The 25,544-nt window shown below is 52.4% G+C and carries 40 protein-coding genes, 1 tRNA gene and 1 rRNA gene; 6 read left to right on the plus strand and 36 right to left on the minus strand.

What is annotated here, in order from left to right; genetic code table 11:
• Positions 1-206 precede the first annotated feature (206 nt).
• Both TAN611_RS21495 and TAN611_RS21500 read right to left on the minus strand, forming a co-directional pair.
• Positions 207-282: transfer RNA gene (locus TAN611_RS21495), tRNA-Glu, on the minus strand.
• A gap of 87 nt (positions 283-369) precedes the next feature.
• Positions 370-1,911: ribosomal RNA gene (locus TAN611_RS21500) — 16S ribosomal RNA — on the minus strand.
• A 503-nt stretch (positions 1,912-2,414) separates the two neighbouring features.
• On the opposite strand from TAN611_RS21500, the gene TAN611_RS21505 reads away from it, so the two are divergent.
• Complete coding sequence (locus TAN611_RS21505; protein WP_105232867.1) at positions 2,415-2,957, plus strand: gamma carbonic anhydrase family protein; 543 nt, start codon at positions 2,415-2,417, stop codon at positions 2,955-2,957.
• Between the two features lie 36 nt (positions 2,958-2,993).
• On the opposite strand, the gene aroE is transcribed toward TAN611_RS21505, so the two are convergent.
• The 5 genes from aroE to dprA form a co-directional block, all read right to left on the minus strand.
• Positions 2,994-3,812, minus strand: a complete 819-nt coding sequence (gene aroE, locus TAN611_RS21510; protein ID WP_203066990.1) for a shikimate dehydrogenase — start codon at positions 3,810-3,812, stop codon at positions 2,994-2,996.
• Between the two features lie 9 nt (positions 3,813-3,821).
• Positions 3,822-4,379 (minus strand): L-threonylcarbamoyladenylate synthase type 1 TsaC, encoded by a 558-nt coding sequence (gene tsaC, locus TAN611_RS21515; RefSeq protein WP_203066991.1) that lies wholly within the window; start codon positions 4,377-4,379, stop codon positions 3,822-3,824.
• Positions 4,380-4,386: 7 nt separating this feature from the next.
• Positions 4,387-4,932, minus strand: a complete 546-nt coding sequence (locus TAN611_RS21520) for a type I DNA topoisomerase (protein ID WP_105232870.1) — start codon at positions 4,930-4,932, stop codon at positions 4,387-4,389.
• A 141-nt stretch (positions 4,933-5,073) separates the two neighbouring features.
• Complete coding sequence (smg, locus tag TAN611_RS21525; protein ID WP_015962123.1) at positions 5,074-5,547, minus strand: DUF494 family protein Smg; 474 nt, start codon at positions 5,545-5,547, stop codon at positions 5,074-5,076.
• Entirely contained in the window at positions 5,519-6,640 is a 1,122-nt protein-coding gene (dprA, locus tag TAN611_RS21530; RefSeq protein WP_197950542.1) for a DNA-protecting protein DprA, read from the minus strand. The genes smg and dprA overlap by 29 nt, the downstream gene beginning before the upstream one ends.
• A gap of 133 nt (positions 6,641-6,773) precedes the next feature.
• On the opposite strand from dprA, the gene def reads away from it, so the two are divergent.
• The 5 genes from def (at position 6,774) to mscL (ending at position 11,560) form a co-directional block, all read left to right on the plus strand.
• On the plus strand, positions 6,774-7,292 hold the full coding sequence (def, locus tag TAN611_RS21535) for a peptide deformylase (RefSeq protein WP_105232872.1): 519 nt from the start codon (positions 6,774-6,776) through the stop codon (positions 7,290-7,292).
• A 17-nt stretch (positions 7,293-7,309) separates the two neighbouring features.
• Positions 7,310-8,254 carry a methionyl-tRNA formyltransferase gene (fmt, locus tag TAN611_RS21540; RefSeq protein WP_105232873.1) on the plus strand — a complete coding sequence of 315 codons (945 nt, stop codon included), beginning with the start codon at positions 7,310-7,312 and terminating at the stop codon, positions 8,252-8,254.
• 72 nt (positions 8,255-8,326) lie between these two features.
• Complete coding sequence (gene rsmB, locus TAN611_RS21545) at positions 8,327-9,598, plus strand: 16S rRNA (cytosine(967)-C(5))-methyltransferase RsmB (RefSeq protein WP_111737885.1); 1,272 nt, start codon at positions 8,327-8,329, stop codon at positions 9,596-9,598.
• Between the two features lie 54 nt (positions 9,599-9,652).
• The gene (trkA, locus tag TAN611_RS21550; protein WP_105232875.1) at positions 9,653-11,029 is read left to right on the plus strand and encodes a Trk system potassium transporter TrkA; all 1,377 of its coding nucleotides are present in this window, start codon (positions 9,653-9,655) and stop codon (positions 11,027-11,029) included.
• Between the two features lie 117 nt (positions 11,030-11,146).
• Positions 11,147-11,560: a large-conductance mechanosensitive channel protein MscL gene (mscL, locus tag TAN611_RS21555; protein ID WP_105232876.1), complete on the plus strand. Its 414-nt coding sequence runs from the start codon at positions 11,147-11,149 to the stop codon at positions 11,558-11,560.
• A gap of 54 nt (positions 11,561-11,614) precedes the next feature.
• Here mscL and TAN611_RS21560 read toward each other — a convergent pair whose 3' ends face one another.
• From TAN611_RS21560 to rplD, 29 genes are all read right to left on the minus strand, one after another.
• The gene (locus TAN611_RS21560; protein ID WP_111737886.1) at positions 11,615-11,821 is read right to left on the minus strand and encodes an alternative ribosome-rescue factor A; all 207 of its coding nucleotides are present in this window, start codon (positions 11,819-11,821) and stop codon (positions 11,615-11,617) included.
• A 74-nt stretch (positions 11,822-11,895) separates the two neighbouring features.
• Positions 11,896-12,336 carry a Zn(2+)-responsive transcriptional regulator gene (gene zntR / locus TAN611_RS21565; RefSeq protein WP_203066992.1) on the minus strand — a complete coding sequence of 147 codons (441 nt, stop codon included), beginning with the start codon at positions 12,334-12,336 and terminating at the stop codon, positions 11,896-11,898.
• Entirely contained in the window at positions 12,336-12,710 is a 375-nt protein-coding gene (locus TAN611_RS21570) for a DUF1992 domain-containing protein (protein WP_111737888.1), read from the minus strand. The genes zntR and TAN611_RS21570 overlap by 1 nt, the downstream gene beginning before the upstream one ends.
• Before the next feature lie 145 nt (positions 12,711-12,855).
• On the minus strand, positions 12,856-13,245 hold the full coding sequence (rplQ, locus tag TAN611_RS21575; protein WP_004929726.1) for a 50S ribosomal protein L17: 390 nt from the start codon (positions 13,243-13,245) through the stop codon (positions 12,856-12,858).
• 40 nt (positions 13,246-13,285) lie between these two features.
• The gene (rpoA, locus tag TAN611_RS21580; protein WP_203066993.1) at positions 13,286-14,275 is read right to left on the minus strand and encodes a DNA-directed RNA polymerase subunit alpha; all 990 of its coding nucleotides are present in this window, start codon (positions 14,273-14,275) and stop codon (positions 13,286-13,288) included.
• Between the two features lie 25 nt (positions 14,276-14,300).
• On the minus strand, positions 14,301-14,921 hold the full coding sequence (gene rpsD, locus TAN611_RS21585) for a 30S ribosomal protein S4 (RefSeq protein ID WP_015962134.1): 621 nt from the start codon (positions 14,919-14,921) through the stop codon (positions 14,301-14,303).
• Positions 14,922-14,951: 30 nt separating this feature from the next.
• Positions 14,952-15,341: a 30S ribosomal protein S11 gene (gene rpsK / locus TAN611_RS21590; RefSeq protein WP_004929731.1), complete on the minus strand. Its 390-nt coding sequence runs from the start codon at positions 15,339-15,341 to the stop codon at positions 14,952-14,954.
• A gap of 16 nt (positions 15,342-15,357) precedes the next feature.
• Positions 15,358-15,714 carry a 30S ribosomal protein S13 gene (rpsM, locus tag TAN611_RS21595; protein WP_105232880.1) on the minus strand — a complete coding sequence of 119 codons (357 nt, stop codon included), beginning with the start codon at positions 15,712-15,714 and terminating at the stop codon, positions 15,358-15,360.
• Between the two features lie 146 nt (positions 15,715-15,860).
• Positions 15,861-15,977, minus strand: coding sequence for a 50S ribosomal protein L36 (gene rpmJ, locus TAN611_RS21600; RefSeq protein WP_002227352.1), 117 nt, complete (start codon positions 15,975-15,977; stop codon positions 15,861-15,863).
• A 34-nt stretch (positions 15,978-16,011) separates the two neighbouring features.
• Positions 16,012-17,343 carry a preprotein translocase subunit SecY gene (secY, locus tag TAN611_RS21605; RefSeq protein WP_015962137.1) on the minus strand — a complete coding sequence of 444 codons (1,332 nt, stop codon included), beginning with the start codon at positions 17,341-17,343 and terminating at the stop codon, positions 16,012-16,014.
• 8 nt (positions 17,344-17,351) lie between these two features.
• Positions 17,352-17,786, minus strand: coding sequence for a 50S ribosomal protein L15 (rplO, locus tag TAN611_RS21610; protein WP_015962138.1), 435 nt, complete (start codon positions 17,784-17,786; stop codon positions 17,352-17,354).
• Positions 17,787-17,789: 3 nt separating this feature from the next.
• Positions 17,790-17,969 (minus strand): 50S ribosomal protein L30, encoded by a 180-nt coding sequence (rpmD, locus tag TAN611_RS21615; RefSeq protein ID WP_105232881.1) that lies wholly within the window; start codon positions 17,967-17,969, stop codon positions 17,790-17,792.
• A gap of 6 nt (positions 17,970-17,975) precedes the next feature.
• Positions 17,976-18,476 carry a 30S ribosomal protein S5 gene (rpsE, locus tag TAN611_RS21620; protein WP_015962139.1) on the minus strand — a complete coding sequence of 167 codons (501 nt, stop codon included), beginning with the start codon at positions 18,474-18,476 and terminating at the stop codon, positions 17,976-17,978.
• Between the two features lie 14 nt (positions 18,477-18,490).
• Positions 18,491-18,844, minus strand: a complete 354-nt coding sequence (gene rplR, locus TAN611_RS21625; RefSeq protein WP_095846806.1) for a 50S ribosomal protein L18 — start codon at positions 18,842-18,844, stop codon at positions 18,491-18,493.
• 9 nt (positions 18,845-18,853) lie between these two features.
• Positions 18,854-19,387, minus strand: coding sequence for a 50S ribosomal protein L6 (gene rplF / locus TAN611_RS21630; RefSeq protein ID WP_105232882.1), 534 nt, complete (start codon positions 19,385-19,387; stop codon positions 18,854-18,856).
• Between the two features lie 14 nt (positions 19,388-19,401).
• Positions 19,402-19,794 carry a 30S ribosomal protein S8 gene (rpsH, locus tag TAN611_RS21635; protein WP_004929753.1) on the minus strand — a complete coding sequence of 131 codons (393 nt, stop codon included), beginning with the start codon at positions 19,792-19,794 and terminating at the stop codon, positions 19,402-19,404.
• A gap of 33 nt (positions 19,795-19,827) precedes the next feature.
• On the minus strand, positions 19,828-20,133 hold the full coding sequence (rpsN, locus tag TAN611_RS21640; RefSeq protein ID WP_004956173.1) for a 30S ribosomal protein S14: 306 nt from the start codon (positions 20,131-20,133) through the stop codon (positions 19,828-19,830).
• Positions 20,134-20,147: 14 nt separating this feature from the next.
• Positions 20,148-20,687 carry a 50S ribosomal protein L5 gene (gene rplE, locus TAN611_RS21645; RefSeq protein ID WP_105232883.1) on the minus strand — a complete coding sequence of 180 codons (540 nt, stop codon included), beginning with the start codon at positions 20,685-20,687 and terminating at the stop codon, positions 20,148-20,150.
• Between the two features lie 14 nt (positions 20,688-20,701).
• Positions 20,702-21,016, minus strand: coding sequence for a 50S ribosomal protein L24 (gene rplX, locus TAN611_RS21650; RefSeq protein WP_015962142.1), 315 nt, complete (start codon positions 21,014-21,016; stop codon positions 20,702-20,704).
• Positions 21,017-21,026: 10 nt separating this feature from the next.
• A complete protein-coding gene (rplN, locus tag TAN611_RS21655) occupies positions 21,027-21,398 on the minus strand; it encodes a 50S ribosomal protein L14 (RefSeq protein WP_000613954.1) in 372 nt (123 codons plus the stop codon).
• A 170-nt stretch (positions 21,399-21,568) separates the two neighbouring features.
• Positions 21,569-21,823 (minus strand): 30S ribosomal protein S17, encoded by a 255-nt coding sequence (gene rpsQ / locus TAN611_RS21660; RefSeq protein WP_015962143.1) that lies wholly within the window; start codon positions 21,821-21,823, stop codon positions 21,569-21,571.
• Positions 21,823-22,014 carry a 50S ribosomal protein L29 gene (gene rpmC, locus TAN611_RS21665; protein WP_015962144.1) on the minus strand — a complete coding sequence of 64 codons (192 nt, stop codon included), beginning with the start codon at positions 22,012-22,014 and terminating at the stop codon, positions 21,823-21,825. Before rpmC ends, rpsQ begins: the two co-directional genes overlap by 1 nt.
• On the minus strand, positions 22,014-22,424 hold the full coding sequence (gene rplP, locus TAN611_RS21670) for a 50S ribosomal protein L16 (protein ID WP_002438716.1): 411 nt from the start codon (positions 22,422-22,424) through the stop codon (positions 22,014-22,016). Before rplP ends, rpmC begins: the two co-directional genes overlap by 1 nt.
• 12 nt (positions 22,425-22,436) lie before the next feature.
• Positions 22,437-23,135, minus strand: a complete 699-nt coding sequence (rpsC, locus tag TAN611_RS21675) for a 30S ribosomal protein S3 (protein WP_004956187.1) — start codon at positions 23,133-23,135, stop codon at positions 22,437-22,439.
• A 17-nt stretch (positions 23,136-23,152) separates the two neighbouring features.
• Complete coding sequence (rplV, locus tag TAN611_RS21680) at positions 23,153-23,485, minus strand: 50S ribosomal protein L22 (RefSeq protein ID WP_002223844.1); 333 nt, start codon at positions 23,483-23,485, stop codon at positions 23,153-23,155.
• 14 nt (positions 23,486-23,499) lie between these two features.
• Complete coding sequence (gene rpsS / locus TAN611_RS21685) at positions 23,500-23,778, minus strand: 30S ribosomal protein S19 (RefSeq protein WP_004929772.1); 279 nt, start codon at positions 23,776-23,778, stop codon at positions 23,500-23,502.
• Between the two features lie 14 nt (positions 23,779-23,792).
• The gene (gene rplB / locus TAN611_RS21690) at positions 23,793-24,617 is read right to left on the minus strand and encodes a 50S ribosomal protein L2 (RefSeq protein ID WP_015962147.1); all 825 of its coding nucleotides are present in this window, start codon (positions 24,615-24,617) and stop codon (positions 23,793-23,795) included.
• Between the two features lie 18 nt (positions 24,618-24,635).
• Positions 24,636-24,938: a 50S ribosomal protein L23 gene (rplW, locus tag TAN611_RS21695; RefSeq protein WP_015962148.1), complete on the minus strand. Its 303-nt coding sequence runs from the start codon at positions 24,936-24,938 to the stop codon at positions 24,636-24,638.
• Positions 24,935-25,540 (minus strand): 50S ribosomal protein L4, encoded by a 606-nt coding sequence (gene rplD / locus TAN611_RS21700; RefSeq protein ID WP_004956192.1) that lies wholly within the window; start codon positions 25,538-25,540, stop codon positions 24,935-24,937. The genes rplW and rplD overlap by 4 nt, the downstream gene beginning before the upstream one ends.
• Positions 25,541-25,544: the final 4 nt, after the last annotated feature.

Here is a 25,544-nt window from a genome sequence, read left to right on the forward strand (position 1 = left end):
GTCTTCCGACATCGTCGCGTTGCTACATTTGAGAGACTCTATGACAGGTTACTCCTCATCCCAAACGTCTACGGGGGACAAGTTTCAGCTGCCATGTTTCAATTTTCAGCTTGTTCCAGATTGTTAAAGAGCAAATATCTCAAACATGACTCGCAAGCCAGTTTTGAGATATCGTTTGATACCGTCTTTCACCCGATATCAGCAAGTGGCGTCCCCTAGGGGATTCGAACCCCTGTTACCGCCGTGAAAGGGCGGTGTCCTAGGCCTCTAGACGAAGGGGACACGATATATGTCGGCTTCGCAGACGCTTTGCTCGTTCTTTTCATCAGACAATCTGTGTGGACACTGCACAGTCAGGATATCTTTAGGTAAGGAGGTGATCCAACCGCAGGTTCCCCTACGGTTACCTTGTTACGACTTCACCCCAGTCATGAATCACAAAGTGGTAAGCGCCCTCCCGAAGGTTAAGCTACCTACTTCTTTTGCAACCCACTCCCATGGTGTGACGGGCGGTGTGTACAAGGCCCGGGAACGTATTCACCGTAGCATTCTGATCTACGATTACTAGCGATTCCGACTTCATGGAGTCGAGTTGCAGACTCCAATCCGGACTACGACGTACTTTATGAGGTCCGCTTGCCTTCGCAGGTTCGCTTCTCTTTGTATACGCCATTGTAGCACGTGTGTAGCCCTACTCGTAAGGGCCATGATGACTTGACGTCATCCCCACCTTCCTCCAGTTTATCACTGGCAGTCTCCTTTGAGTTCCCGGCCGAACCGCTGGCAACAAAGGATAAGGGTTGCGCTCGTTGCGGGACTTAACCCAACATTTCACAACACGAGCTGACGACAGCCATGCAGCACCTGTCTCAGAGTTCCCGAAGGCACCAATCCATCTCTGGAAAGTTCTCTGGATGTCAAGAGTAGGTAAGGTTCTTCGCGTTGCATCGAATTAAACCACATGCTCCACCGCTTGTGCGGGCCCCCGTCAATTCATTTGAGTTTTAACCTTGCGGCCGTACTCCCCAGGCGGTCGATTTAACGCGTTAGCTCCGGAAGCCACGCCTCAAGGGCACAACCTCCAAATCGACATCGTTTACGGCGTGGACTACCAGGGTATCTAATCCTGTTTGCTCCCCACGCTTTCGCACCTGAGCGTCAGTCTTCGTCCAGGGGGCCGCCTTCGCCACCGGTATTCCTCCAGATCTCTACGCATTTCACCGCTACACCTGGAATTCTACCCCCCTCTACGAGACTCTAGTCTGCCAGTTTCAAATGCAGTTCCCAAGTTAAGCTCGGGGATTTCACATCTGACTTAACAAACCGCCTGCGTGCGCTTTACGCCCAGTAATTCCGATTAACGCTTGCACCCTCCGTATTACCGCGGCTGCTGGCACGGAGTTAGCCGGTGCTTCTTCTGCGAGTAACGTCAATGTAATGCCGTATTAAGACACTACCCTTCCTCCTCGCTGAAAGTGCTTTACAACCCGAAGGCCTTCTTCACACACGCGGCATGGCTGCATCAGGCTTGCGCCCATTGTGCAATATTCCCCACTGCTGCCTCCCGTAGGAGTCTGGACCGTGTCTCAGTTCCAGTGTGGCTGGTCATCCTCTCAGACCAGCTAGGGATCGTCGCCTAGGTGAGCCATTACCCCACCTACTAGCTAATCCCATCTGGGCACATCCGATGGTGTGAGGCCCGAAGGTCCCCCACTTTGGTCCGAAGACGTTATGCGGTATTAGCCACCGTTTCCAGTGGTTATCCCCCTCCATCGGGCAGTTTCCCAGACATTACTCACCCGTCCGCCGCTCGCCGGCAAAGTAGCAAGCTACTTTCCGCTGCCGCTCGACTTGCATGTGTTAGGCCTGCCGCCAGCGTTCAATCTGAGCCATGATCAAACTCTTCAATTAAAAGCTTGATTCGCTAAGTTAATAGCTGTTGCTCAAAGATTTACTGCATGAATTTTACTTCAGTTAGTCACTCTTCAAGACTTGATATTTTTTTGCATCCGAAGATGCTGGATATCGTCTTGTGAGTGCCCACACAGATTGTCTGATAAATTGTTAAAGAGCAGTGAGTTACGCGCTTTCGCTTGCTAACTCGAGGTGGCGTATATTACGCTTTCCTCTTTCAGAGTCAACCCGTTTTTTCAGGATTTTTTCTCTTTCGTCTCGGTCGCTGTGTGAAGTGAATCACTTGCGCCGTGTCGATGGAGGCGCATTATAGGGATCCGAGTTTTTTGCACAACCCCTTTTTTGATCTTTTCTTATCGTTTGCGCACTTTTCCGCCCTTTCGTGTGGATCTTATGCGATCGGAGCCGTTTTTAGCAGGATCGCCGCGTGGGATTGGTTGTAATTCCATCGCCAGCGTCTAGTATTGCCGGTAAATATGATCCCGGCGTGAGGCTTTACCATGTCTGAAGCAGTTCGTTCTTATCTTCATTACACTCCGCAAATCGGTCAACGCGTGATGATCGATCCTTCCAGCGTGGTGATCGGCAATGTTGAACTGGCCGATGATGTCAGTATCTGGCCGCTGGTCGCCATTCGCGGTGATGTGAATGCGGTGAAGATTGGCGCCCGCAGCAATATACAGGATGGCAGTGTGCTGCACGTCACCCATAAATCCGCTCATAACCCCGAAGGCTACCCGCTGCTGATCGGCGAAGACGTTACCGTCGGACATAAGGCGATGTTGCATGGCTGTGCCATCGGCAACCGCGTATTAGTCGGGATGGGTTCGATCCTGCTGGATGGCGCCATTATAGAAGATGACGTGATGATCGGTGCCGGCAGTTTGGTCGCGCCTGGCAAGCGTTTAGCCAGCGGCTACTTATATATGGGCAGCCCGGCTCGCCAGGTACGCCCATTGACGCCCGCTGAATTAGAAGGGTTGCGTTACTCGTCAAATAACTACGTTGACTGGAAAAACGACTATCTGTCGGAAGATATTTGAAATAACCCCCGCTCTCTAACGGGAACGGGGGCTGGATTACAGGGCAGCTTCCTGGCGAAGCTGCTGCAGCACCGGCTCAATCTCCGGCATCACACCATGCCATAGCAAAAACGCATGGGCCGCCTGACCCACCAGCATGCCTAAACCATCGGCATATCGCGTGACGCCTTGTTGGCTCGTCCAGTCGAGGAAAGGCGTCAGACCGCGTTGATAAAACATGTCATAGCAACGGGTTTGCGCTCCAAGCACCTTCACCGGCAGAGCCGGCACTTCACCACCCAGGCCGGAAGCCGTTGCATTGATCACCAGCTCATACTCGGCCTGATCGCATTGATCCAACGACAACGCCGCGATCTCGCCCAAATGCCGGAACGCCTGTGCCAGTTCTTGTGCCCGGCTGAACGTACGGTTGGTAATCACCACCGAGCAGCCAAAAGACAGGAGTGGCAGAATCGCCCCGCGCGCAGCGCCGCCGGCGCCCACCAGCAAAATACGATCGCCGGGTTTGATCAAGCGCTGGCGCTCCAGATCGCTCAGCAGGCCGATACCATCGGTATTGTCGCCCAGCAGCTGACCACCTGACTGAATCTTAAGCGTATTAACCGCCCCGGCCATCTGCGCGCGTTCCGTCAACTCATTAGCCAGCCGGTAAGCCTGCTCTTTAAAAGGAACTGTAACGTTCGCACCTCTGCCGCCTGCATCGATAAATGTCTGCAGACTATCCGCAAAACCATCCAACGGCGCTAAAACGGTACCGTAGGGATGCTCTATGCCGGTTTGTTCCGCAAACAGGGCATGAATGCGTGGTGACTTGCTGTGCGCGATGGGATTACCAAAAACCGCAAACGGCTCCATTGCTTCCCCTTAGCCCTGCCGGATCTGTTCACCGGTCAACGCATCTCTGATTTCCGACGGGTTCTGACGTCCCCCCACGTTACCCGGCAGCACCGGGAAACCTTCGCCAAACTGCAGCAGAACCTCTGCAGCCTGACGGCACGGCGGCTGACCACTGAGATTGGCGCTGGTTGATACCAGCGGTTTACCAAACTCGCGGCATAGCTGCTGCACCAGCGGATGGTCGCTGACGCGCACCGCCAGTGAGTCGAAACGCCCGGTAAGCAGACGCGGCGTAGTCGGTTTGGCCGGGATAACCCACGTTACCGGGCCTGGCCAACTGGCAAACATCGTTTCGCGTTGCGATGGCGTAAGCCGACTGTCGTCGATATAAGGCAACAGCTGCTGGTAATCGGCGGCAATCAGGATCAGTCCCTTTTCCCACGGGCGCTGTTTTAAGTCCAACAGCTTATGCAGCGCCTGTTCGCTATCGGGATCGCAACCTAAGCCAAACACGGCCTCGGTCGGATAGGCGATGACCTGTTGATTGTTCAGTGCATTAATAATGGCGGTGAATTCTGAGCTCATAGTGTTGTTATTCTGTGATTGCGACGGGCTTCCCACACAGTTTGCTGGCACAGCAAAGGAGCGGGCCTTTTGCAGTACGTTTTTCCATCAGTAGCGGATAATGACAGTAGGCGCATTCCCCGGCGACAGGCTTGTTGTTAAGAGCAAACTGGCATTCTGGATAGCGATCGCAAGAGTGAAAAACTTTGCCATAGCGTGATTTACGCTGCAGCAATTTGCCCTGCCCGCATTGTGGACAGGTAATAGAGGTTTCGTCCGGTTTATCGATCACCTCGGTGTGATCGCATTCAGGATAGTGGCTACAGCCAATAAACATGCCGTAGCGCCCCTGTCGTAATACCAGGGTCGCCTGGCACTTCGGGCACTCTTGCCCCTCTAGTACCTTCACGATATGTCCATCAGCCTGCGCCTTCAGCGGACGAATATACTGGCAGTCTGGATATTGGGAACAGCCAAGGAAAGGACCGTGGCGACCGCTGCGGATCACCAGTTCAGCCCCGCATTCCGGACAGGGTTCATTTTGCCTGGCGGCAAAAATCGCTGCTTTTGTCATAACTTCTTTTATGCCCTAAATAATTCACGTTGCAGGAAGACGGCCACAAGCGAATCCCAGGCCACATACGGAGCGTATATGACCAAGGAAAGCCGATAAGCCTGCAGCTTGAAGTATAACGGGCATACGCGTGGCATCGGCTCAGTGCAGATAACCTTCGTTGACTTCAAACAGCAGTTCTTCCATCTGCTGGTAGGCGCTTTCATATCCGGGGATATTAAACAGCACCATCAGCACGACCCATTTCAGATCTTCGAGATCGAATTCCGTATTATCCAAAGCCATAACACGGTCGATAACCATTTCTCGGGTTTCGAGGTTCAATACCTGAATCTGTTCAAGGAAAAGGAGAAAACCACGGCAACCGGCGTCAAGACGCATACTTTCTTCTTCCGTGTAGAACCGCATGGCGAGCGGATCGGCACTCATAAAGTACGGCGCATTTTCACCTTCTTGCAGATCTGCAAGTTTTTCAAGCCAATTCAAAGCGTTGTAGATATCCTCACGATGAAATCCCGCCTCAGCGAGATCGTTCGTCAGTTTATCCTGATCGACGCGCATCTCTGGTTCATTGTGGATATAAGTTTCAAATAAGTACATGAGTACGTCGAACATGGCTTGCCCTCCTTATTCGGACATAGCCGCCGGGTACAGCTGCGATCCATCCTGCTAACTCCAGTTCGAGTAATTGCATTACCACCTCTGGCACAGGTTGGCCGGCACGTTCAGCGACGACGTCAACAGGTGTCACCTCATCTCCTACGTTAGCCAACACATCAGCAAATGGCAATTCAACTTCGACGTCTGATGCAGAAATAGTTGTTTTTTCATCCATGGGCAGCCAGTTCAGCCCGCTTCCCAACAATTGTGCAATCTCCTGCGGCTGTGTCACCAAGTGGGCACCTTGCTGGATCAGCCAGTGTGGGCCAGCGCTCATCGGGTTGCCTAATGCGCCGGGCAAGGCAAAAACGTCACGCCCTTGATCCAACGCCAGGCGTGCGGTAATCAACGAACCGCTGCGTACCGCCGCTTCTACCACCAACACCCCCAGGCTCAGGCCGCTGATGATACGGTTCCGGCGAGGGAAATGCGCCGGCAACGGTATTGCCGTCACCAGGTATTCGGAGATCAGCGCCCCGCCCTGCGCCACGATCTGCGCAGCCAACTTACGGTGGCGGCTCGGGTAGATGTTCGCCAACCCGCTGCCCAGCACCGCCAGCGTTGTACCCTGCGCGGCCAACGCGCCGCGATGGCAAATACCATCCACACCCAGGGCCAGTCCGCTGATCACGGCATAGCCCTGCTGAACCAAGCCCACGGCGAATTCATGCCCCCAACGTGCGCCGTAATGGCTGGCGTTCCGGCTGCCGACCATGGCGATCTGTGGCTGTTGTAGCGCCTCAAGACAGCCTTCAACCAGCAGCAGGAATGGCGCATCGACTAATGCATGTAAATGCGGGGGATAATGCGGTGAACCGTAGGTCAGCATATGGCGGCCCGGCGCCTCCAGCCAGGCCAAGGTCGCAGCCAGCGCCGCCGGATCGGCCTGATTGAACTGCCGACGTTGCCTGGCGTTCAGCCCCAAGGAGCGTAAATGGTGAGACGGCTCACCGCCGGCGTCAATCAACTGCTGCTGCAGTTCGCTGGCCAGCGATGCGCCCAGCCCACTCACCCAAGATAATCTCAACCCTATTTCTTCAGGCGTCATCGCGCATTCCCTCGCTGTTCCTGGCGGTATCGCCAATCCGTGCAATTGGTAGACGATGCTGTCAATCGGAGCTGGAAATGTCTAGAATAGAAGCTATACCCCCTTTATTACTCGGATACAGATCTAAAGATATATGTCAGTCTTGCAGGTATTACATTTCCCAGACGAGCGGCTGCGCAAAGTTGCGGCCCCGGTAAAAGAAGTCAATGCAGATATCCAGCGCATCGTGGATGATATGTTTGAAACCATGTACGCAGAGGAAGGCATTGGTCTGGCTGCGACTCAGGTGGACATCCATCAACGTATTATCGTCATTGACGTTTCCGAAACCCGCGATCAGCGCCTGGTGCTGATCAACCCGGAGCTGTTGGAAAAGAGCGGTGAAACCGGTATCGAAGAAGGTTGTCTGTCCATCCCTGAGCAACGCGCTCTGGTGCCGCGTGCCGAGAAGGTGAAAATCCGCGCGTTGGATTACAACGGCAAAGCATTCGAATTGGAAGCCGACGATCTGCTGGCCATCTGCATTCAGCACGAGATGGACCACCTGATCGGCAAACTGTTTGTCGATTATCTGTCGCCGCTGAAGCGTCAGCGTATCCGTCAGAAAGTGGAAAAACTGGATAAGCTGGCCAAACAGCAAGCGCGCGCCTAACCAAGCAGGGAAACATCGTGTCTGATTCTTTACGGATTATCTTTGCCGGCACACCAGACTTCGCAGCGCGTCACCTCGACGCGCTGTTGTCTTCTGGGCATCAGGTCGTCGGCGTCTTCACCCAACCCGATCGACCGGCTGGCCGTGGCAACAAGCTGACGCCAAGCCCGGTGAAAGTGCTGGCGCAGCAGCATCAGCTGCCCGTGTTTCAGCCCAAATCACTGCGTCCGGAAGAGAACCAGCATCTGGTCGCCGATCTTAATGCAGACGTGATGGTCGTGGTGGCTTATGGCCTGATCCTGCCAAAGGCGGTGCTGGATATGCCGCGCCTTGGCTGTATCAACGTACATGGCTCACTGCTGCCGCGCTGGCGTGGCGCCGCTCCAATTCAACGTGCGCTGTGGGCGGGCGATCGGGAAACCGGCGTGACCATCATGCAGATGGATGTCGGTCTGGATACCGGTGATATGATGCACAAAATTGCCTGTCCGATAGAAGCAACGGATACCAGCGCCAGCCTGTATGACAAATTGGCCGAGCTTGGCCCGCAAGGGCTGCTGACCACGCTGCAGCAGCTGGCGGACGGTACGGCGCAATGCGAAGTTCAGGACGAAGCGCTGGTGACCTATGCCGAGAAACTGAGCAAGGAAGAAGCACGTTTGGACTGGCGCCTTTCCGCCGTGCAGCTGGAGCGCTGCGTACGCGCCTTCAACCCGTGGCCGATCAGCTATTTCACCGTTGATGAACAGCCGGTGAAAGTATGGCAAGCCCAGGCGCTGGCTGGTAACAGCGATGCGGAACCCGGTACTATCCTGCAGGCGGACAAGCACGGTATCCAGGTCGCCACCGCCGAAGGTATTTTATGCCTGACGCAGCTGCAGCCTGCGGGCAAGAAACCGATGTCGGCTCAAGATTTGTTAAATTCACGCCGCGAATGGTTTGCGCCAGGTAACCGTCTGTAACCACCTTCACAGCCCGGCAGACAGCGCCGGGCCGTTTATTTTCCTCAAGCCGATGTCATCCAGCTTTAGCCTATGAAAAATAACTACAACCTCCGCAGCATCGCTGCTCAAACCATCGGCCAGGTGTTGGATCAGGGGCAATCGCTCAGCACCCTACTGCCGGCACTGAATAACAAAATTTCCGATAAGGACCGCGCCCTGCTGCAGGAACTGTGCTTCGGCACGCTGCGCGTGCTGCCGCAGCTTGAATGGTGTATCCAACAACTGATGGCAAAACCGATGGTGGGCAAGCAGCGTACGTTGCACTATCTGCTGATGGTCGGCATGTACCAATTGCTGTATACCCGCATCCCGGCCCATGCCGCCCTGGCGGAAACGGTTAATGGCGCAGTCGCGCTAAAGCGCCCGCAGCTTAAAGGATTGGTCAATGGCGTACTGCGTCAGTTCCAGCGCCAACAGGAAGCGTTGATGCAACGCGCGGCGAATCATGACAGCCGCTACCTGCACCCAAGCTGGCTGCTGAAGCGTATCCAACAGGCTTATCCTGAACAGTGGCAGCAGATCGTCGACGCCAATAATCAAAAGCCACCCATGTGGCTGCGGGTTAACCGCCGCCATCACAGCCGTGATGACTATCTGCACCTGCTCACGCAGGCCGGCATTGATGCCGTCGCGCACGAGGAATACCCCGACGCAGTGCGCTTACTCACGCCGTGCGCGGTAAACAACTTACCGGGATTCGCCGACGGCTGGGCCACGGTGCAGGATGCATCCGCACAAGGCTGCGTCGATCTGCTGGATCCGCAAGACGGCGAGCAGATCCTCGATCTGTGCGCCGCTCCCGGCGGCAAAACCACCCATATCCTTGAAGCGGCCCCACAGGCTCATGTTATGGCCGTGGATATTGATGAGCAACGTCTGAGCCGGGTAAAAGAAAACCTGCAACGTTTACATTGCCACGCCGAGGTGAAACAGGGCGATGGCCGTACGCCACAACAGTGGTGCGGTGACAAACAGTTTGACCGAATTCTGCTGGACGCGCCTTGTTCCGCCACCGGCGTGATTCGTCGTCATCCGGATATCAAATGGCTGCGCCGCGATAGCGACATTGCCGAACTGGCCGGCCTGCAGGCGGAAATTCTCGATGCCATCTGGCCACACCTTAAAGCAGGCGGCGTAATGGTTTATGCCACCTGTTCGATTTTACCGCAAGAGAATAGCCAACAGTTGCAAGCCTTCCTATTGCGCCATGGCGACGCCCGGCTGGCCGGCACCGAACGGCAAAACCTTCCTCACCCTGAAGATGGCGATGGCTTCTTTTACGCTAAGCTGATTAAAATGTAACTCTCCGGGCGTAGCATTACGCCCTCAGCCTTGCTGTGTGAAGCAGAGAACACGATGAAAATAATTATTCTTGGCGCAGGCCAGGTTGGCGGGACACTGGCGGAAAACCTGGTCGGTGAAAATAACGATATCACCGTGGTGGATACCGATACGAACCGCCTGCGCCAGCTGCAGGACAAATTCGATCTGCGCGTCGTGCAGGGACACGGTTCCTACCCGCGCGTGCTACGTGAAGCCGGCGCGGAAGACGCAGACATGCTGGTTGCCGTCACCAATTCGGATGAAACCAATATGGTGGCCTGCCAGATCGCCTATTCGCTGTTTAATACGCCGAACCGCATCGCCCGTATCCGCGCTTCGGAATATATCCGTGAGTCGGAGAAGCTCTTCCTGCCGGAAGCGGTACCGATCGATCATTTGATCTCGCCGGAACAGCTGGTTATCGATTATATCTACAAGCTGATTGAGTACCCCGGCGCGCTGCAGGTGGTCAATTTTGCCGAGGGCAAAGTCAGCATTGCTGCGGTAAAAGCCTATTACGGTGGCCCGTTGGTGGGCAATGCGCTGTCCTCCATGCGCGAGCATATGCCGCATATCGATACGCGCGTCGCCGCTATTTTTCGTCAGGACCGCCCTATCCGTCCGCAAGGTTCGACAATTATCGAAGCCGGTGACGAGGTGTTCTTCGTCGCAGCATCGCAGCATATTCGTGCGGTAATGAGTGAGCTACAGCGTCTAGAGAAACCTTACAAGCGTATTATGATCGTCGGCGGCGGCAACGTCGGCGCGGGCCTGGCAGCCAAGTTGGAAAAGGATTACAACGTCAAGCTGATCGAACGTAACCAACAGCGGGCGGCGGAATTGGCAGAGCAACTGCACGATACCATCGTCTTTTATGGCGACGCATCAGACCAAGAACTGCTGGCAGAAGAGCATGTCGATCAGGTCGACGTATTTATCGCCATTACCAACGACGACGAAGCGAATATTATGTCCGCTATGTTGGCCAAGCGTCTGGGGGCCAAAAAGGTCATGGTGCTGATACAGCGTCGCGCCTATGTCGACCTGGTACAAGGCAGCGTGATCGATATTGCCATTTCACCGCAGCAGGCCACCATTTCCGCCTTGCTGGGCCACGTGCGTAAAGCGGATATCGTCAGCGTTTCCTCGCTGCGCCGCGGCGTTGCGGAGGCTATTGAAGCCATTGCACACGGAGATGAAAGCACCTCCAAGGTGGTCGGTCGCAGCGTAGAAGAGATTAAATTGCCGCCGGGAACCACCATTGGCGCCATCGTGCGTGGTGACGATGTCATTATCGCCAGCGGTAATAGTAAAATTGAACAGGGTGACCACGTCATTATGTTTATCACCGATAAGAAATTTGTACCGGACGTCGAGCGTTTATTCCAGCCAAGTCCATTCTTCCTGTAGGCTTTTTTAAGCCGTTTAAGAAACGTAAGAGACAAGATACAAACTTTTCTCTGCGATTTGTGGCAAAGGGAAGTTGCTTTGTTAAACTTGAGTTATTAATTTTGCGAGGGGTGTTCTATGAGTATGTTGAAAGAGTTCCGCGAGTTTGCCATGCGTGGCAATGTTGTTGACCTGGCTGTTGGTGTCATTATTGGTGCGGCGTTCGGTAAGATCGTATCGTCATTCGTTGCCGATATCATCATGCCACCGCTGGGTTTACTGATCGGCGGTGTCGATTTCAAACAGTTCCACTTGGTATTACGTGAAGCGCAGGGTGAAATCCCGGCGGTCATCATGAACTACGGTAACTTTATTCAAACGGTCTTTGACTTTGTGATTGTGGCATTCGCTATTTTCCTGGCAATTAAGCTAATGAACAAAGCGCGCCGTAAACAAGAAGAAAAACCAGCGGCTCCGCCGGCGCCAAGCGCAGAAGAGAAACTGTTGACGGAAATTCGCGATCTGTTAGCTAAAGATCAGCCAAAAGCCTAAGCTCACGTCTGTTATAGATCAAAAAGCCCTCGCTGATGAGGGCTTTTTTACGTCTTAAAACCAGAAGGCCAGTGGTAAATAATCGTTTGATTGCTTACCACTGGCCTCCCAGTTTGCCCCTTTGCCATGTTTTTCTTTACGCCGATAGCTGCCTTTCCCTTTGCTGTTCTTCTCCACCCGCTGACGGAATAAAGGATCGTGCAATAACGCTTCAATAGCGTTGTCTTGTATCTTACCTTTCGTGTGACGGTACTTCGTCATGGTATTTCTCCTGATATTACTATGGATATAAATCGGGCAGATAATAGCGCCGAATCGGGAAAAATAACAGATGCTCAGCAGTGATGATCTGTTTTTTTATCTCTGCCGTCGCTGGCCCCCTGTTCTAATGCCTCAAGAATCGAACAGTAGGTGCTGGTATGCGCACTGCCGCAGCAGGCATCGCTCAAACGCCGTAAGGATTCGCGCATACGCGTCAGCTCCAGCAGTTTTTGTTCCACTTCCTGCAAACGCGCATCAACAATGGATTTTGACTCCTGGCAGGTGTGATGTTCTGGATCGACGCGGATCGACAACAGCTCGGCGATGGTTTCCAGGGTAAAACCCAGTTGCTTGGCATAGCGAATAAAGCGCAGCCGCTGTAAATCCTGCTCGCTATACAGGCGGTAACCCCCTTCGGTCCGCACATTGTGCTCCATCATGCCCTGCTTTTCATAATAACGCACGGTATCCGACGTTACTCCTGCAAGCTTGGCAAGCTGACCAATTTTAAACATTAGCGCTCCTCCGGCCCTAATTTGCCATTAATCACCTGATGATATTCACCGTGCAGGAAATCGGTACTCATTCCAGCTTGCTGCAGACGGTATTCCAGCAGCGCCATGCGTTTATTTAAAGCGATATAGTCAGGGTGCTCACTGTTAATTTCCTGTAGCAAGGCGGCTATGGTCAACGCTTCTTTACGCGCCTCCAATTCCGGTGGCAGATAGCCGGCATTTTTTAACAGACGGAAGCCTGAGCGCAATTCGGCCGGCACCGCACTGTCGTCATCGAGCTCCAGCGGCTTACCTTGGCCCGGCAAATTCTCAAACTCACCACTATCCTGTGCGTTACGAATATGGCGTTCGGCCCATTCATCGAGTAACCACATTGTATGATTCCTCAGCATGCAATCTCTGTCGCTAGCATAGCGGATAGGGCGGGGGATCTTAAGGCATATGACAGGGGAAAGCACAATTGGCTGCAGATAGACGTAAAAAAACCGGGCAAGCCCGGTTTTTTTACGCTTCTACAGATTACTCTGCAGTTGCTACTTCTGCTTGAGACTCAGCACGATCAACCAGCTCGATGTATGCCATCGGCGCGTTGTCGCCTGCGCGGAAGCCACACTTCAGAATGCGAGTGTAACCACCGGCACGGCTCGCGAAACGCGGGCCCAGCTCGTTAAACAGTTTTGCCACGATCTCGTTATCACGAGTACGGGCGAATGCCAGACGACGATTAGCTACGCTGTCGGTCTTGGCAAGAGTAATCAGCGGCTCAACAACGCGACGCAGCTCTTTCGCTTTTGGCAGGGTCGTCTTGATGATCTCATGACGAACCAAAGAGCCGGCCATGTTACGGAACATAGCCTGGCGGTGGCTGCTGTTACGGTTCAGTTGACGACCACTCTTACGATGGCGCATGACCTTATCCTTCTCAGTAAAACCTTAACCTGTGATCCGGTTACTCGTCAGCAATGCTTGCCGGCGGCCAGTTTTCCAGGCGCATGCCCAGAGACAGACCACGTGAGGCCAGCACGTCTTTAATCTCGGTAAGAGATTTTTTACCCAGGTTCGGCGTTTTCAGCAACTCAACCTCGGTACGCTGTACCAGATCACCGATGTAGTGGATAGCTTCTGCCTTGAGGCAGTTAGCAGAGCGGACAGTCAATTCCAGATCGTCAACAGGGCGCAGCAAGATCGGATCGAATTCTGGTTTCTCTTCTTTCACTTCCGGCTGACGTACATCACGTAAGTCAACGAAAGCTTCCAGTTGTTCAGCCAGAATGGTTGCCGCACGGCGGATCGCCTCTTCAGGATCGATCGTGCCATTGGTTTCCATTTCGATGACCAGCTTATCCAAGTCAGTACGCTGTTCTACACGCGCAGCTTCAACATTGTAGGCAATACGCTCTACAGGGCTGTAGCAGGCGTCGGCCAACAGACGACCGATTGGGCGCTCATCTTCTTCCGAATGAATTCGGGCAGAAGCCGGCACATAACCACGACCGCGCTGAACTTTGATACGCATGCTGATAGCCGCGTTCTCATCGGTCAGGTGGCAGATAACGTGCTGCGGCTTGACGATTTCGACATCACCATCATGGGTAATGTCGGCAGCGGTCACAGGGCCAATGCCAGATTTATTCAGGGTAAGAATAACTTCATCTTTGCCTTGAACTCTCACCGCCAGCCCTTTCAGGTTGAGCAGGATCTCCAGGATGTCTTCCTGTACGCCTTCTTTGGTGCTGTACTCATGCAGTACACCATCAATCTCAACCTCGGTCACCGCGCAACCCGGCATAGATGAAAGCAGAATACGGCGCAGTGCGTTGCCAAGAGTATGGCCAAAGCCACGCTCTAAAGGCTCAAGGGTCACCTTGGCGTGCGTCGAACTGACTTGCTCGATATCTACCAGGCGCGGTTTTAGAAACTCTGTCACAGAACCCTGCATTGTGTCCTCTCTTTGGTACTAAGCTTTACTTGGAGTAAAGCTCGACGATCAGGTGTTCGTTAATGTCCGCAGACAGATCGGTACGTTCAGGCATACGCTTGAACACGCCTTCCATCTTGGCAGCATCAACTTCCAGCCAAGTCGGCTTTTCACGCTGCTCAGCCAGCTCCAAAGCGGCCTTAACACGAGACTGCTTTTTCGCTTTCTCGCGGATGCTGACTACGTCATTCGGAGATACCTGATAAGAAGCGATGTTAACAACGCGACCATTTACCATGATAGCTTTGTGGCTAACCAGCTGACGTGCTTCTGCACGCGTGGCGCCGAAGCCCATGCGGTAAACGACGTTGTCCAGACGACCTTCCAGCAGTTGCAACAGGTTTTCACCGGTGTTGCCTTTCAGACGTGCTGCTTCTTTGTAATAGTTGCGGAATTGACGCTCCAGAACACCGTAGATACGGCGAACTTTCTGCTTCTCACGCAACTGCACACCGTAATCAGACAGACGCGGTTTACGCGCACCGTGCTGACCAGGCGGTTGTTCAATTTTGCATTTTGAATCGATCGCGCGAACGCCAGACTTAAGGAACAGGTCTGTGCCCTCACGACGGCTCAGCTTGAGCTTAGGACCCAAATATCTTGCCATTTTCTTTCTCCAACAAACCTAAAAGCTGCGTTATACGCGGCGCTTTTTCGGCGGACGACAACCGTTATGAGGGATCGGAGTCACATCAGTAATGTTAGTGATGCGGAAACCAGCCGCGTTCAGAGCGCGGATAGTAGACTCACGACCAGGACCAGGTCCTTTAACCATAACTTCCAGGTTCTTGATACCGTATTCTTTTACTGCGTCTGCACAACGTTCAGCGGCAACCTGTGCTGCGAACGGAGTGGACTTACGAGAACCACGGAAACCGGAACCACCGGCAGTTGCCCAACCCAAAGCATTACCCTGACGATCAGTAATGGTAACGATGGTGTTGTTGAAAGAAGCATGGATATGAGCCACGCCGTCAGAGACTTGCTTTCTTACACGCTTACGTGTACGAACAGGTGCCTTTGCCATTATTCAATCACCCCGATTATTTCTTGATCGGTTTACGCGGACCCTTACGGGTACGTGCGTTGGTCTTAGTACGCTGACCGCGAACTGGCAGACCACGACGATGGCGCAAACCACGATATGTACCAAGATCCATCAGACGCTTGATGCTCAGGGTAACTTCACGGCGCAGATCACCTTCAACAGTGTATTTGGCGACAGCTTCACGCAGCTGTTCAATCTGCTCTTCAGACAGCTCACTGATCTTAACATTTTCAGCAATACCAGTCGCAGCACAGATAGCCTGTGAGCGGGTTTTGCCGATACCGAAGATCGACGTTAAGGCGATTACGGTATGTTTATGATCAGGAATGTTAATGCCTGCTATACGGGCCACTATGCACTCCTACTTATTTTTACGGCAACACCATTCTGAAAAGCCCGTTTTCAGGATACTCAAATAATGTTGCAGTTACATACAAAAGATTGGCTGGCTAATCTAGCCAGCTCAACCCAACTTTGCAAGAAAAATATGCGAGATAATCAGCCTTGACGCTGTTTATGCTTCGGCTCGGCGCTGCAAATCACACGAACGACACCGTTACGCTTAACGATTTTGCAGTTACGACATAATTTCTTGACGGAAGCACGAACTTTCATTTTTACTCTCCGTAACTTCTCAAACAAAACCCGACTAGCGGTTATAGCCTTTCAGGTTTGCTTTCTTCAATGCAGACTCGTACTGACTTGACATCATCAGAGTTTGCACTTGAGCCATAAAGTCCATGATGACGACAACCACGATCAGTAGCGAGGTACCACCAAAGTAGAATGGTACTTTCATTGCATCACGCATGAACTCCGGGATCAGGCAGATGAAAGTAATGTACATCGCGCCCACCAGGGTTAAACGCGTCATTACTTTATCGATGTACTTCGCCGTTTGCTCTCCCGGACGAATTCCTGGTACGAAGGCACCGGACTTCTTCAGGTTATCTGCTGTTTCACGCGGGTTGAAAACCAACGCCGTGTAGAAGAAACAGAAGAAGATGATTGCAGACGCATAGAGTAACACATAAAGCGGCTGTCCAGGCTGCAAATACATCGAAATTGTTGTCAGCCAGTTCCAACCGGTACCACCCCCGAACCAGGATGCAATCGTGGCCGGGAACAGGATAATGCTGGAAGCGAAGATCGCCGGGATAACACCCGCCATGTTCACTTTCAACGGTAAGTGTGTACTCTGTGCTGCATAAACGCGACGACCCTGTTGACGCTTCGCATAGTTAACGACGATACGACGTTGACCACGCTCCATGAAAACGACAAAGAAGGTCACTGCAAACACCAATACTGCAACCAGCAGCAACAGGAGGAAGTGCAGGTCGCCTTGCCGGGCTTGCTCGATAGTATGACCAATTGCCGGCGGTAAGCCCGCTACAATACCCGCGAAGATAATGATCGAGATACCGTTGCCGATACCGCGTTCAGTAATCTGCTCACCCAGCCACATCAGGAACATCGTCCCGGTCACCAGGCTCACAACCGCAGTAAAGTAGAACGCAAAGCCTGGATTAATCACCAGGCCTTGCATACCAGGCATATTCGGTAGACCGGTAGCAATACCGATCGACTGGAATATGGCCAATACCAGCGTGCCGTAGCGGGTATACTGGCTAATCTTGCGACGGCCAGCCTCCCCTTCTTTCTTTATTTCTGCCAACGCCGGATGAACCACCGTCAACAGCTGGATAATGATCGACGCCGAAATATACGGCATGATCCCCAGCGCAAAGATAGAAGCACGGCTGAGGGCACCACCAGAGAACATGTTAAACATTTCAATGATAGTGCCTCTCTGCTGTTCGAGCAATTTGGCAAGCACAGTGGCATCGATACCAGGAATCGGAATGAAAGAGCCGATACGGAAGACAATCAGCGCGCCGATAACAAACAAAAGTCTGCGCTTCAGCTCGCCGAGCCCACCTTTAGCACTTTGAAAATCTAATCCTGGTTGCTTAGCCATCAGCTCACTTATTCCTCAATTTTACCGCCAGCAGCCTCGATAGCAGCACGAGCGCCTTTGGTGACACGCAGACCACGCAGGGTAACCGGACGAGCGATTTCGCCAGAAAGCATAACTTTCACGAATTCGATCTGGGTACCAACAACGTTAGCGGCTTTCAGCGTGTTCAGGTCGATGACATCGCCTTCAATCAGAGCCAGTTCAGACAGACGTACTTCTGCCGTGATCATCGCTTTGCGTGAAGTGAAGCCGAATTTCGGCAAACGACGGTACAGAGGCATCTGACCACCTTCGAAACCACGACGTACGCCACCGCCAGAACGAGACTTCTGACCTTTGTGACCACGGCCGCCGGTTTTACCCAGGCCAGAACCAATACCACGACCTACACGCTTCGGCGCATGCTTGGCACCTTCAGCCGGAGACAGAGTATTTAAACGCATCTGTTACTCCTCAACTTTAACCATGTAGGAAACCAGGTTGATCATACCGCGTACAGCAGGAGTATCCTCGCGCTCTACGGTGTGACCAATACGACGCAGACCCAAGCCCAGCAGAGTAGCTTTATGCTTCGGCAGACGGCCAATGGCGCTGCGAATTTGTGTAACTTTAATAGTCTTAGCCATGGTCAATTACCCCAGAATGTCTGCAACGGATTTACCACGCTTGGCAGCGACCATTTCAGGAGACTTCATATTTGCCAGAGCATCAATAGTTGCACGAACCACGTTGATCGGGTTGGTGGAACCATAAGCTTTAGCCAATACGTTGTGTACCCCTGCGACTTCCAGAACGGCGCGCATTGCACCACCGGCGATGATACCGGTACCTTCTGAAGCCGGCTGCATGAACACACGAGAACCCGTGTGAACACCTTTAACAGGGTGCTGCAGGGTGCCGCTGTTCAGCGCGACATTCATCATGTTGCGACGGGCTTTTTCCATCGCTTTCTGGATCGCTGCCGGAACTTCGCGTGCTTTGCCGTAGCCAAAACCAACGCGACCGTTACCATCACCAACGACAGTCAGTGCGGTAAAGCTGAAAATACGGCCACCTTTTACGGTTTTAGATACGCGGTTTACCGCGATCAGCTTTTCCTGCAGTTCGCCAGCTTGTTTTTCGATGTGAGCCATCTTAAACCTCTTCCTTAGAACTGAAGGCCAGCTTCACGGGCAGCATCTGCCAGTGCCTGGACTCGACCATGATATTGGAAACCGGAACGGTCAAAGGAAACATCTTTGATGCCTTTTTCCAACGCGCGCTCAGCGATAGCTTTACCTACTGCTGCTGCTGCGTCTTTGTTACCGGAATACTTCAGTTGCTCAGTGATAGCTTTTTCTACAGTAGAAGCGGCTACCAGAACTTCAGAACCGTTTGATGCAATGACCTGTGCGTAAATGTGACGCGGGGTACGATGTACCACCAGGCGAGTTGCACCCAGTTCTTTGAGCTTGCGGCGTGCGCGGGTCGCACGACGGATACGAGCAGATTTCTTATCCATAGTGTTACCTTACTTCTTCTTAGCCTCTTTGGTACGCACGACTTCGTCGGCGTAACGGACACCCTTGCCTTTGTAAGGCTCAGGACGACGGTAGGCACGCAGCTCTGCAGCAACCTGGCCAATTACCTGCTTATCAGCGCCTTTCAGCACGATTTCAGTTTGGCTTGGGCATTCAGCAGTAATACCTGCTGGCAGCTGATGGTCAACCGGATGTGAGAAACCTAATGACAGGTTAATAACATTGCCTTTAACCGCTGCGCGATAACCAACACCTACCAGTTGAAGCTTCTTGGTGAAGCCTTCGGTAACACCGATAACCATTGCGTTCAGCAGAGCGCGCGTGGTGCCCGCCTGGGCCCAAGCGTTCGCAAAACCTTCGCGCGGAGCGAAAGTCAGTGCGTTTTCTTCTTGCTTAACGATAACGGCATCGTGGACTGTACGAGTCAGCTCGCCGTTTTTACCCTTAATCGAAATAACCTGACCGTTGAGTTTTACCTCTACGCCGGCAGGAATGACGACGGGTGCTTTTGCAACACGAGACATTCTTTCCTCCCGAATTAAGCTACGTAGCAGATAATCTCGCCACCCAGACCAGCCTGGCGAGCTGCACGATCGGTCATAACACCTTTAGAGGTAGAAACGACAGCGATACCCAAACCGGCCATAACTTTTGGCAGCTCATCTTTTTTCTTATAGATGCGCAGACCTGGACGGCTGATACGCTGAATGCTTTCTACCACAGCTTTGCCCTGGAAGTACTTCAGTACCAGTTCCAGAACAGGCTTGGCGTCGCCTTCGATTTTGAAATCTTCAATAAAACCTTCTTCCTTCAGCACGTTGGCAATTGCCACTTTCAGCTTGGAGGAAGGCATGGTGACCGCAACTTTGTTCGCGGCTTGACCGTTACGGATACGGGTCAGCATATCCGCGATCGGATCTTGCATGCTCATCTGTCTTTACTCCCGTGATTCAATTGGTGACAATTACCAGCTAGCCTTTTTCAAGCCTGGTACTTCACCGCGCATGGCGGCTTCACGCAGCTTAATACGGCTCAACCCGAATTTGCCCACATAACCATGTGGACGGCCAGTTTGGCGGCAGCGGTTACGCTGACGAGACGGGCTGGAATCACGCGGCAGAGTTTGCAGCTTGAGAACAGCGTTCCAACGATCTTCATCGGACGCGTTCACATCAGAGATGATAGCTTTCAGTTCAGCGCGTTTAGCAAAGAACTTGTCAGCTAATTTCACGCGCTTTACTTCGCGTGCTTTCATTGATTGCTTAGCCATAAGTCAACCCTGCCTTACTTGCGGAACGGGAAGTTAAAAGCAGCCAACAGTGCGCGGCCTTCATCATCAGAGTTCGCAGTCGTGGTGATGGTAATATCCAGACCACGTACGCGATCGACTTTATCGTAGTCGATCTCTGGGAAGATGATTTGCTCACGCACACCCATGCTGTAGTTGCCACGGCCATCGAATGACTTGGCGGACAGGCCACGGAAGTCACGGATACGTGGAACAGCAATGGAAATCAGACGCTCAAAGAACTCCCACATGCGTTCGCCACGCAGAGTTACTTTGCAGCCGATTGGATAGCCCTGACGGATTTTGAAGCCTGCAACAGATTTGCGAGCTTTGGTGATCAACGGCTTTTGGCCGGAGATTGCTGTCAGGTCAGCTGCTGCGTTGTCCAGCAGTTTCTTGTCAGCGATCGCTTCACCAACACCCATGTTCAGGGTGATCTTCTCGACCCGAGGGACTTGCATGACAGAATTGTAGTTAAACTGAGACATCAGTTGTTTAACTACCTCGTCTTTGTAGTAATCATGCAGTTTCGCCATCGTATTACTCCAAATTACTTGATAGTTTCGCTGTTAGACTTGAAGAAACGGACTTTTTTGCCGTCTTCGAATCTAAAGCCTACACGGTCAGCCTTACCGGTTGCCGCGTTGAAGATAGCAACGTTAGAAACCTGAATTGCAGCTTCTTTTTCAACGATGCCGCCTGGTTGGTTCAGAGCCGGAACCGGCTTCTGGTGTTTCTTAACCAGGTTGATACCTTCAACAATGACCTTACCAGCAGACAGGACATTTTTTACTTTACCGCGTTTACCTTTGTCTTTCCCGGTAAGCACGATAACTTCGTCATCACGACGGATTTTCGCTGCCATGGTTCGCTCCTTAGAGTACTTCTGGTGCCAGAGAGATAATTTTCATGAACTTCTCATTACGCAGTTCACGAGTTACCGGCCCAAAAATACGCGTACCGATAGGTTGCTCGCTGTTATTGTTCAAAATAACGCATGCATTTCCATCGAAGCGAATGACAGAACCGTCCGGGCGACGTACACCCTTCTTGGTGCGCACCACTACCGCCTTCAGCACATCGCCTTTCTTCACCTTACCACGTGGAATTGCTTCCTTGATGGTAATCTTGATGATATCGCCGACGCCTGCGTAGCGACGGTGCGAGCCACCTAGAACCTTGATACACATTACGCGACGAGCACCGGAGTTATCGGCGACGTTCAGCATAGTCTGTTCTTGGATCATTTTAGTGCTCCGCTAATGTCAACTACTACTTTAAAGACCTAAGAAATTTAGGTCGTTGAAAAGCCCCATAACTGAGGGCGCAGCATTATAACACCGCTTCCTTAGGATGGGTAGAAAAAATAAACGGCTCATTTTCTGAGCCGTTTATCAAGTGAGAGCCAGCTACTCTATTACAGAATCGCTTTCTCTACAACGCGAACCAACGTCCAGGACTTAGTCTTAGACAGTGGGCGGCATTCGCGGATTTCTACCACGTCGCCAGCGCCACATTCGTTGTTCTCGTCATGTACGTGCAATTTAGTCGTACGCTTGATGAATTTCCCGTAGATTGGGTGCTTCACGAAACGTTCGATAGCAACAACGATGGATTTCTCCATTTTATCGCTAACAACACGACCCTGCAGAGTACGGATTTTATCGGTCATTACGCACCCGCCTTCTCAGTCAGTAAAGTCTTAACGCGTGCGACATCACGACGCACTTGTTTCAACAGGTGAGTTTGTTGCAGCTGGCCACTCGCCGCTTGCATGCGCAAGTTGAATTGCTCACGCAGCAGGTTGAGCAGCTCAGTGTTCAGCTCTTCAACGCTTTTTTCACGCAGCTCTTGTGCTTTCATTACATCACCGTCTTGGTTACAAAGGTGGTTTTGATCGGCAGTTTCGCTGCTGCCAGCTTGAATGCCTCACGGGCCAGCTCTTCAGGCACACCGTCCATCTCGTACAGGACTTTACCAGGTTGGATCAGAGCAACCCAGTACTCTACGTTACCCTTACCTTTACCCATACGGACTTCCAGCGGCTTCTCGGTAATTGGTTTGTCCGGGAATACACGGATCCAGATTTTACCTTGACGCTTAACTGCACGAGTCATTGCACGACGTGCTGCTTCGATTTGACGAGCAGTCAGACGGCCACGGCCAACAGCTTTCAGACCGAAAGTGCCGAAGCTAACATCCGTACCTTGCGCCAGACCACGGTTGCGGCCCTTGTGCACCTTACGGAATTTTGTACGCTTTGGTTGTAACATCAGCGACTCTCCTTACTTGCGGCCTTTACGCTGCTGCTTTTTAGGTTGAGCAGCCGGTTCCGGTTGTTCAACTGCAGCCATACCACCCAGGATCTCACCTTTGAAGATCCATACCTTAACGCCAATTACACCGTAAGTGGTGTGCGCTTCGGACGTGTTGTAGTCGATGTCCGCACGCAGAGTGTGCAATGGAACACGACCTTCGCGGTACCATTCGGTACGTGCGATTTCAGCACCGCCAAGACGGCCGCTTACTTCAACTTTGATGCCTTTAGCGCCCAGACGCATTGCGTTCTGTACAGCACGCTTCATAGCACGACGGAACATCACGCGACGTTCCAGCTGAGAAGTGATGCTGTCAGCAACCAATTTAGCGTCCAGTTCCGGTTTACGGACTTCGGCGATGTTGATCTGTGCAGGAACGCCAGCGATGTCCGCTACGACCTTGCGCAGTTTTTCTACGTCTTCACCTTTCTTACCGATAACGATACCCGGGCGAGCAGTGTGAATGGTTACACGAATGCTTTTAGCCGGACGCTCGATAACGATACGAGATACGGACGCTTTAGCCAGTTCCTTAGTCAGGAATTGGCGAACTTTAAAGTCGCTGTCCAGGTTGTCAGCGAATTCTTTGGTATTCGCATACCAGGTAGAGTTCCAAGGTTTGACAATACCCAGGCGAATACCATTAGGATGTACTTTCTGACCCATTGCTAGTCTCCAGAGTCTCAGCGATCGGACACAACCACAGTAATGTGGCTGGTGCGCTTCAGGATGCGATCTGCACGACCTTTCGCACGCGGCATAATGCGCTTCATGCTTGGGCCTTCATCTACGAAGATTTTCGTAACTTTCAGATCATCGATGTCAGCGCCATCGTTGTGTTCTGCGTTAGCAATGGCAGACTCCAGTACTTTTTTAACCAGACCAGCAGCTTTCTTGTTGGTGTAGGTCAAAGTTTCCAGAGCTTGCGACACTTTCTTACCGCGGATCAGGTCAGCAACAAGGCGAACCTTCTGAGCAGAAGAACGAGCGTGGCGATGTTTAGCGATAGTTTCCATCTCTTCCTCCTACCTTAGCGCTTTTTAGCTTTTTTATCAGCCGCATGGCCGCGATAAGTACGAGTCGGCGCGAATTCACCCAGTTTGTGACCGACCATTTCATCGGAAACGAATACTGGTACGTGCTGACGACCATTATGGACAGCGATGGTCAAACCGATCATGTTAGGAAAGATCGTTGAACGACGGGACCAAGTGCGCAAAGGCTTCTTGTCACCGCTTTCCACCGCTTTCTCTACCTTCTTCAGCAAGTGCAGGTCAATAAAAGGACCTTTCTTGAGAGAACGTGGCATGGCTTATCCTCTAATTATTTTTTGCTACGGCGACGTACGATGAACTTATCAGTACGCTTGTTGCTACGGGTCTTCTTACCTTTGGTCTGAACGCCCCACGGGGAAACCGGGTGCTTACCAAAGTTACGACCTTCACCACCACCGTGCGGGTGATCTACCGGGTTCATCGCCGTACCGCGAACGGTAGGACGAACACCACGCCAACGTGCAGCACCTGCTTTACCCAGGACGCGCAGCATGTGTTCTGAGTTACCGACTTCACCCAGGGTGGCGCGGCAATCTGCAGGAACTTTACGCATTTCGCCAGAGCGCAGACGCAGAGTTACGTAGGAACCATCACGAGCAACGATCTGAACGTAGGCACCGGCAGAACGCGCCATCTGGCCGCCTTTACCTGGTTTCATTTCTACGTTGTGAACCGTTGAACCAACTGGGATGTTGCGCATTGGCAGGGCGTTGCCCACTTTGATCGCAGCATCAACACCAGATTGGATCTGGTCACCAGCTTTCAGGCCTTTCGGCGCCAGGATGTAACGGCGTTCGCCGTCTTTGTACAGAACCAGCGCGATGTTCGCGGAACGGTTCGGATCGTACTCCAGACGCTCAACCACTGCAGACACGCCGTCTTTGTTGCGTTTGAAGTCAACCAGACGATAGTGTTGCTTGTGGCCACCACCGATATGACGGGTGGTGATACGGCCATTGTTGTTACGACCACCGCTTTTGCTCAGTTTTTCCAGCAGCGGGGCATAAGGTTTACCCTTGTGCAGCTCAGGGTTAACCACTTTAACAACGTGGCGACGACCCGGAGATGTAGGTTTACATTTAACAATTGCCATTGTTCTTACTCCTCCGACTTACTCTGCGCCGCTGATGAAGTCCAGATTCTGGCCTTCTTTCAGGGTGACGTAAGCTTTTTTCCAGTCGCTACGACGACCGATACGCTGACCGTGACGCTTCACTTTCCCTTTAACTACCAGGGTGCTCACGTCTTTGACTTCGACTTCAAACAGTTTCTGCACTGCAGCTTTGATTTCTGCTTTGGTCGCGTCTTTGGCAACTTTGAGTACGATGGTGTTTGATTTTTCCATCGCTGCAGATGCTTTCTCAGATACGTGCGGTGCACGCAGCACTTTCAGCAAACGTTCTTCACGGATCATGCCAGCATCTCCTCAACTTGCTTCACAGCATCAGCAGTCATAACCACTTTGTCGAAGGCGATCAGGCTAACTGGATCGATACCTGCTACATCGCGCACGTCAACCTTGTACAGGTTACGAGCAGCCAGGAACAGATTTTCATCGACTTCGCCGGTTACAATCAGCACGTCTTCCAGGGCCATATCTTTCAGTTTCTGTGCCAGCAGCTTAGTTTTAGGCGCTTCAACAGAGAACTTTTCGACAACGATCAGACGATCTTGACGTACCAGTTCGGACAGGATGCTTTTCAGCGCGCCGCGGTACATCTTTTTGTTAACTTTCTGACTGTGGTCTTGTGGCTTCGCAGCGAAGGTCACACCACCGGAACGCCAGATCGGGCTCTTAACAGAACCTGAACGCGCACGGCCAGTACCTTTCTGGCGCCACGGTTTCTTACCGGAACCGGTCACTTCAGCACGGGTCTTCTGAGCACGGGTACCTTGACGGGCACCTGCTGCATAAGCAACAACAACCTGGTGTACCAGCGCTTCGTTGAAATCACGACCGAAGGTAGTTTCGGAAACAGTCAGCGCGCTTTGCGCGTCTTTCAATACTAATTCCATTGCT

The organism is Serratia sp. Tan611, assembly GCF_905188235.1.
Taxonomy (GTDB): Bacteria; Pseudomonadota; Gammaproteobacteria; order Enterobacterales; family Enterobacteriaceae; genus Serratia_B; species Serratia_B rhizosphaerae.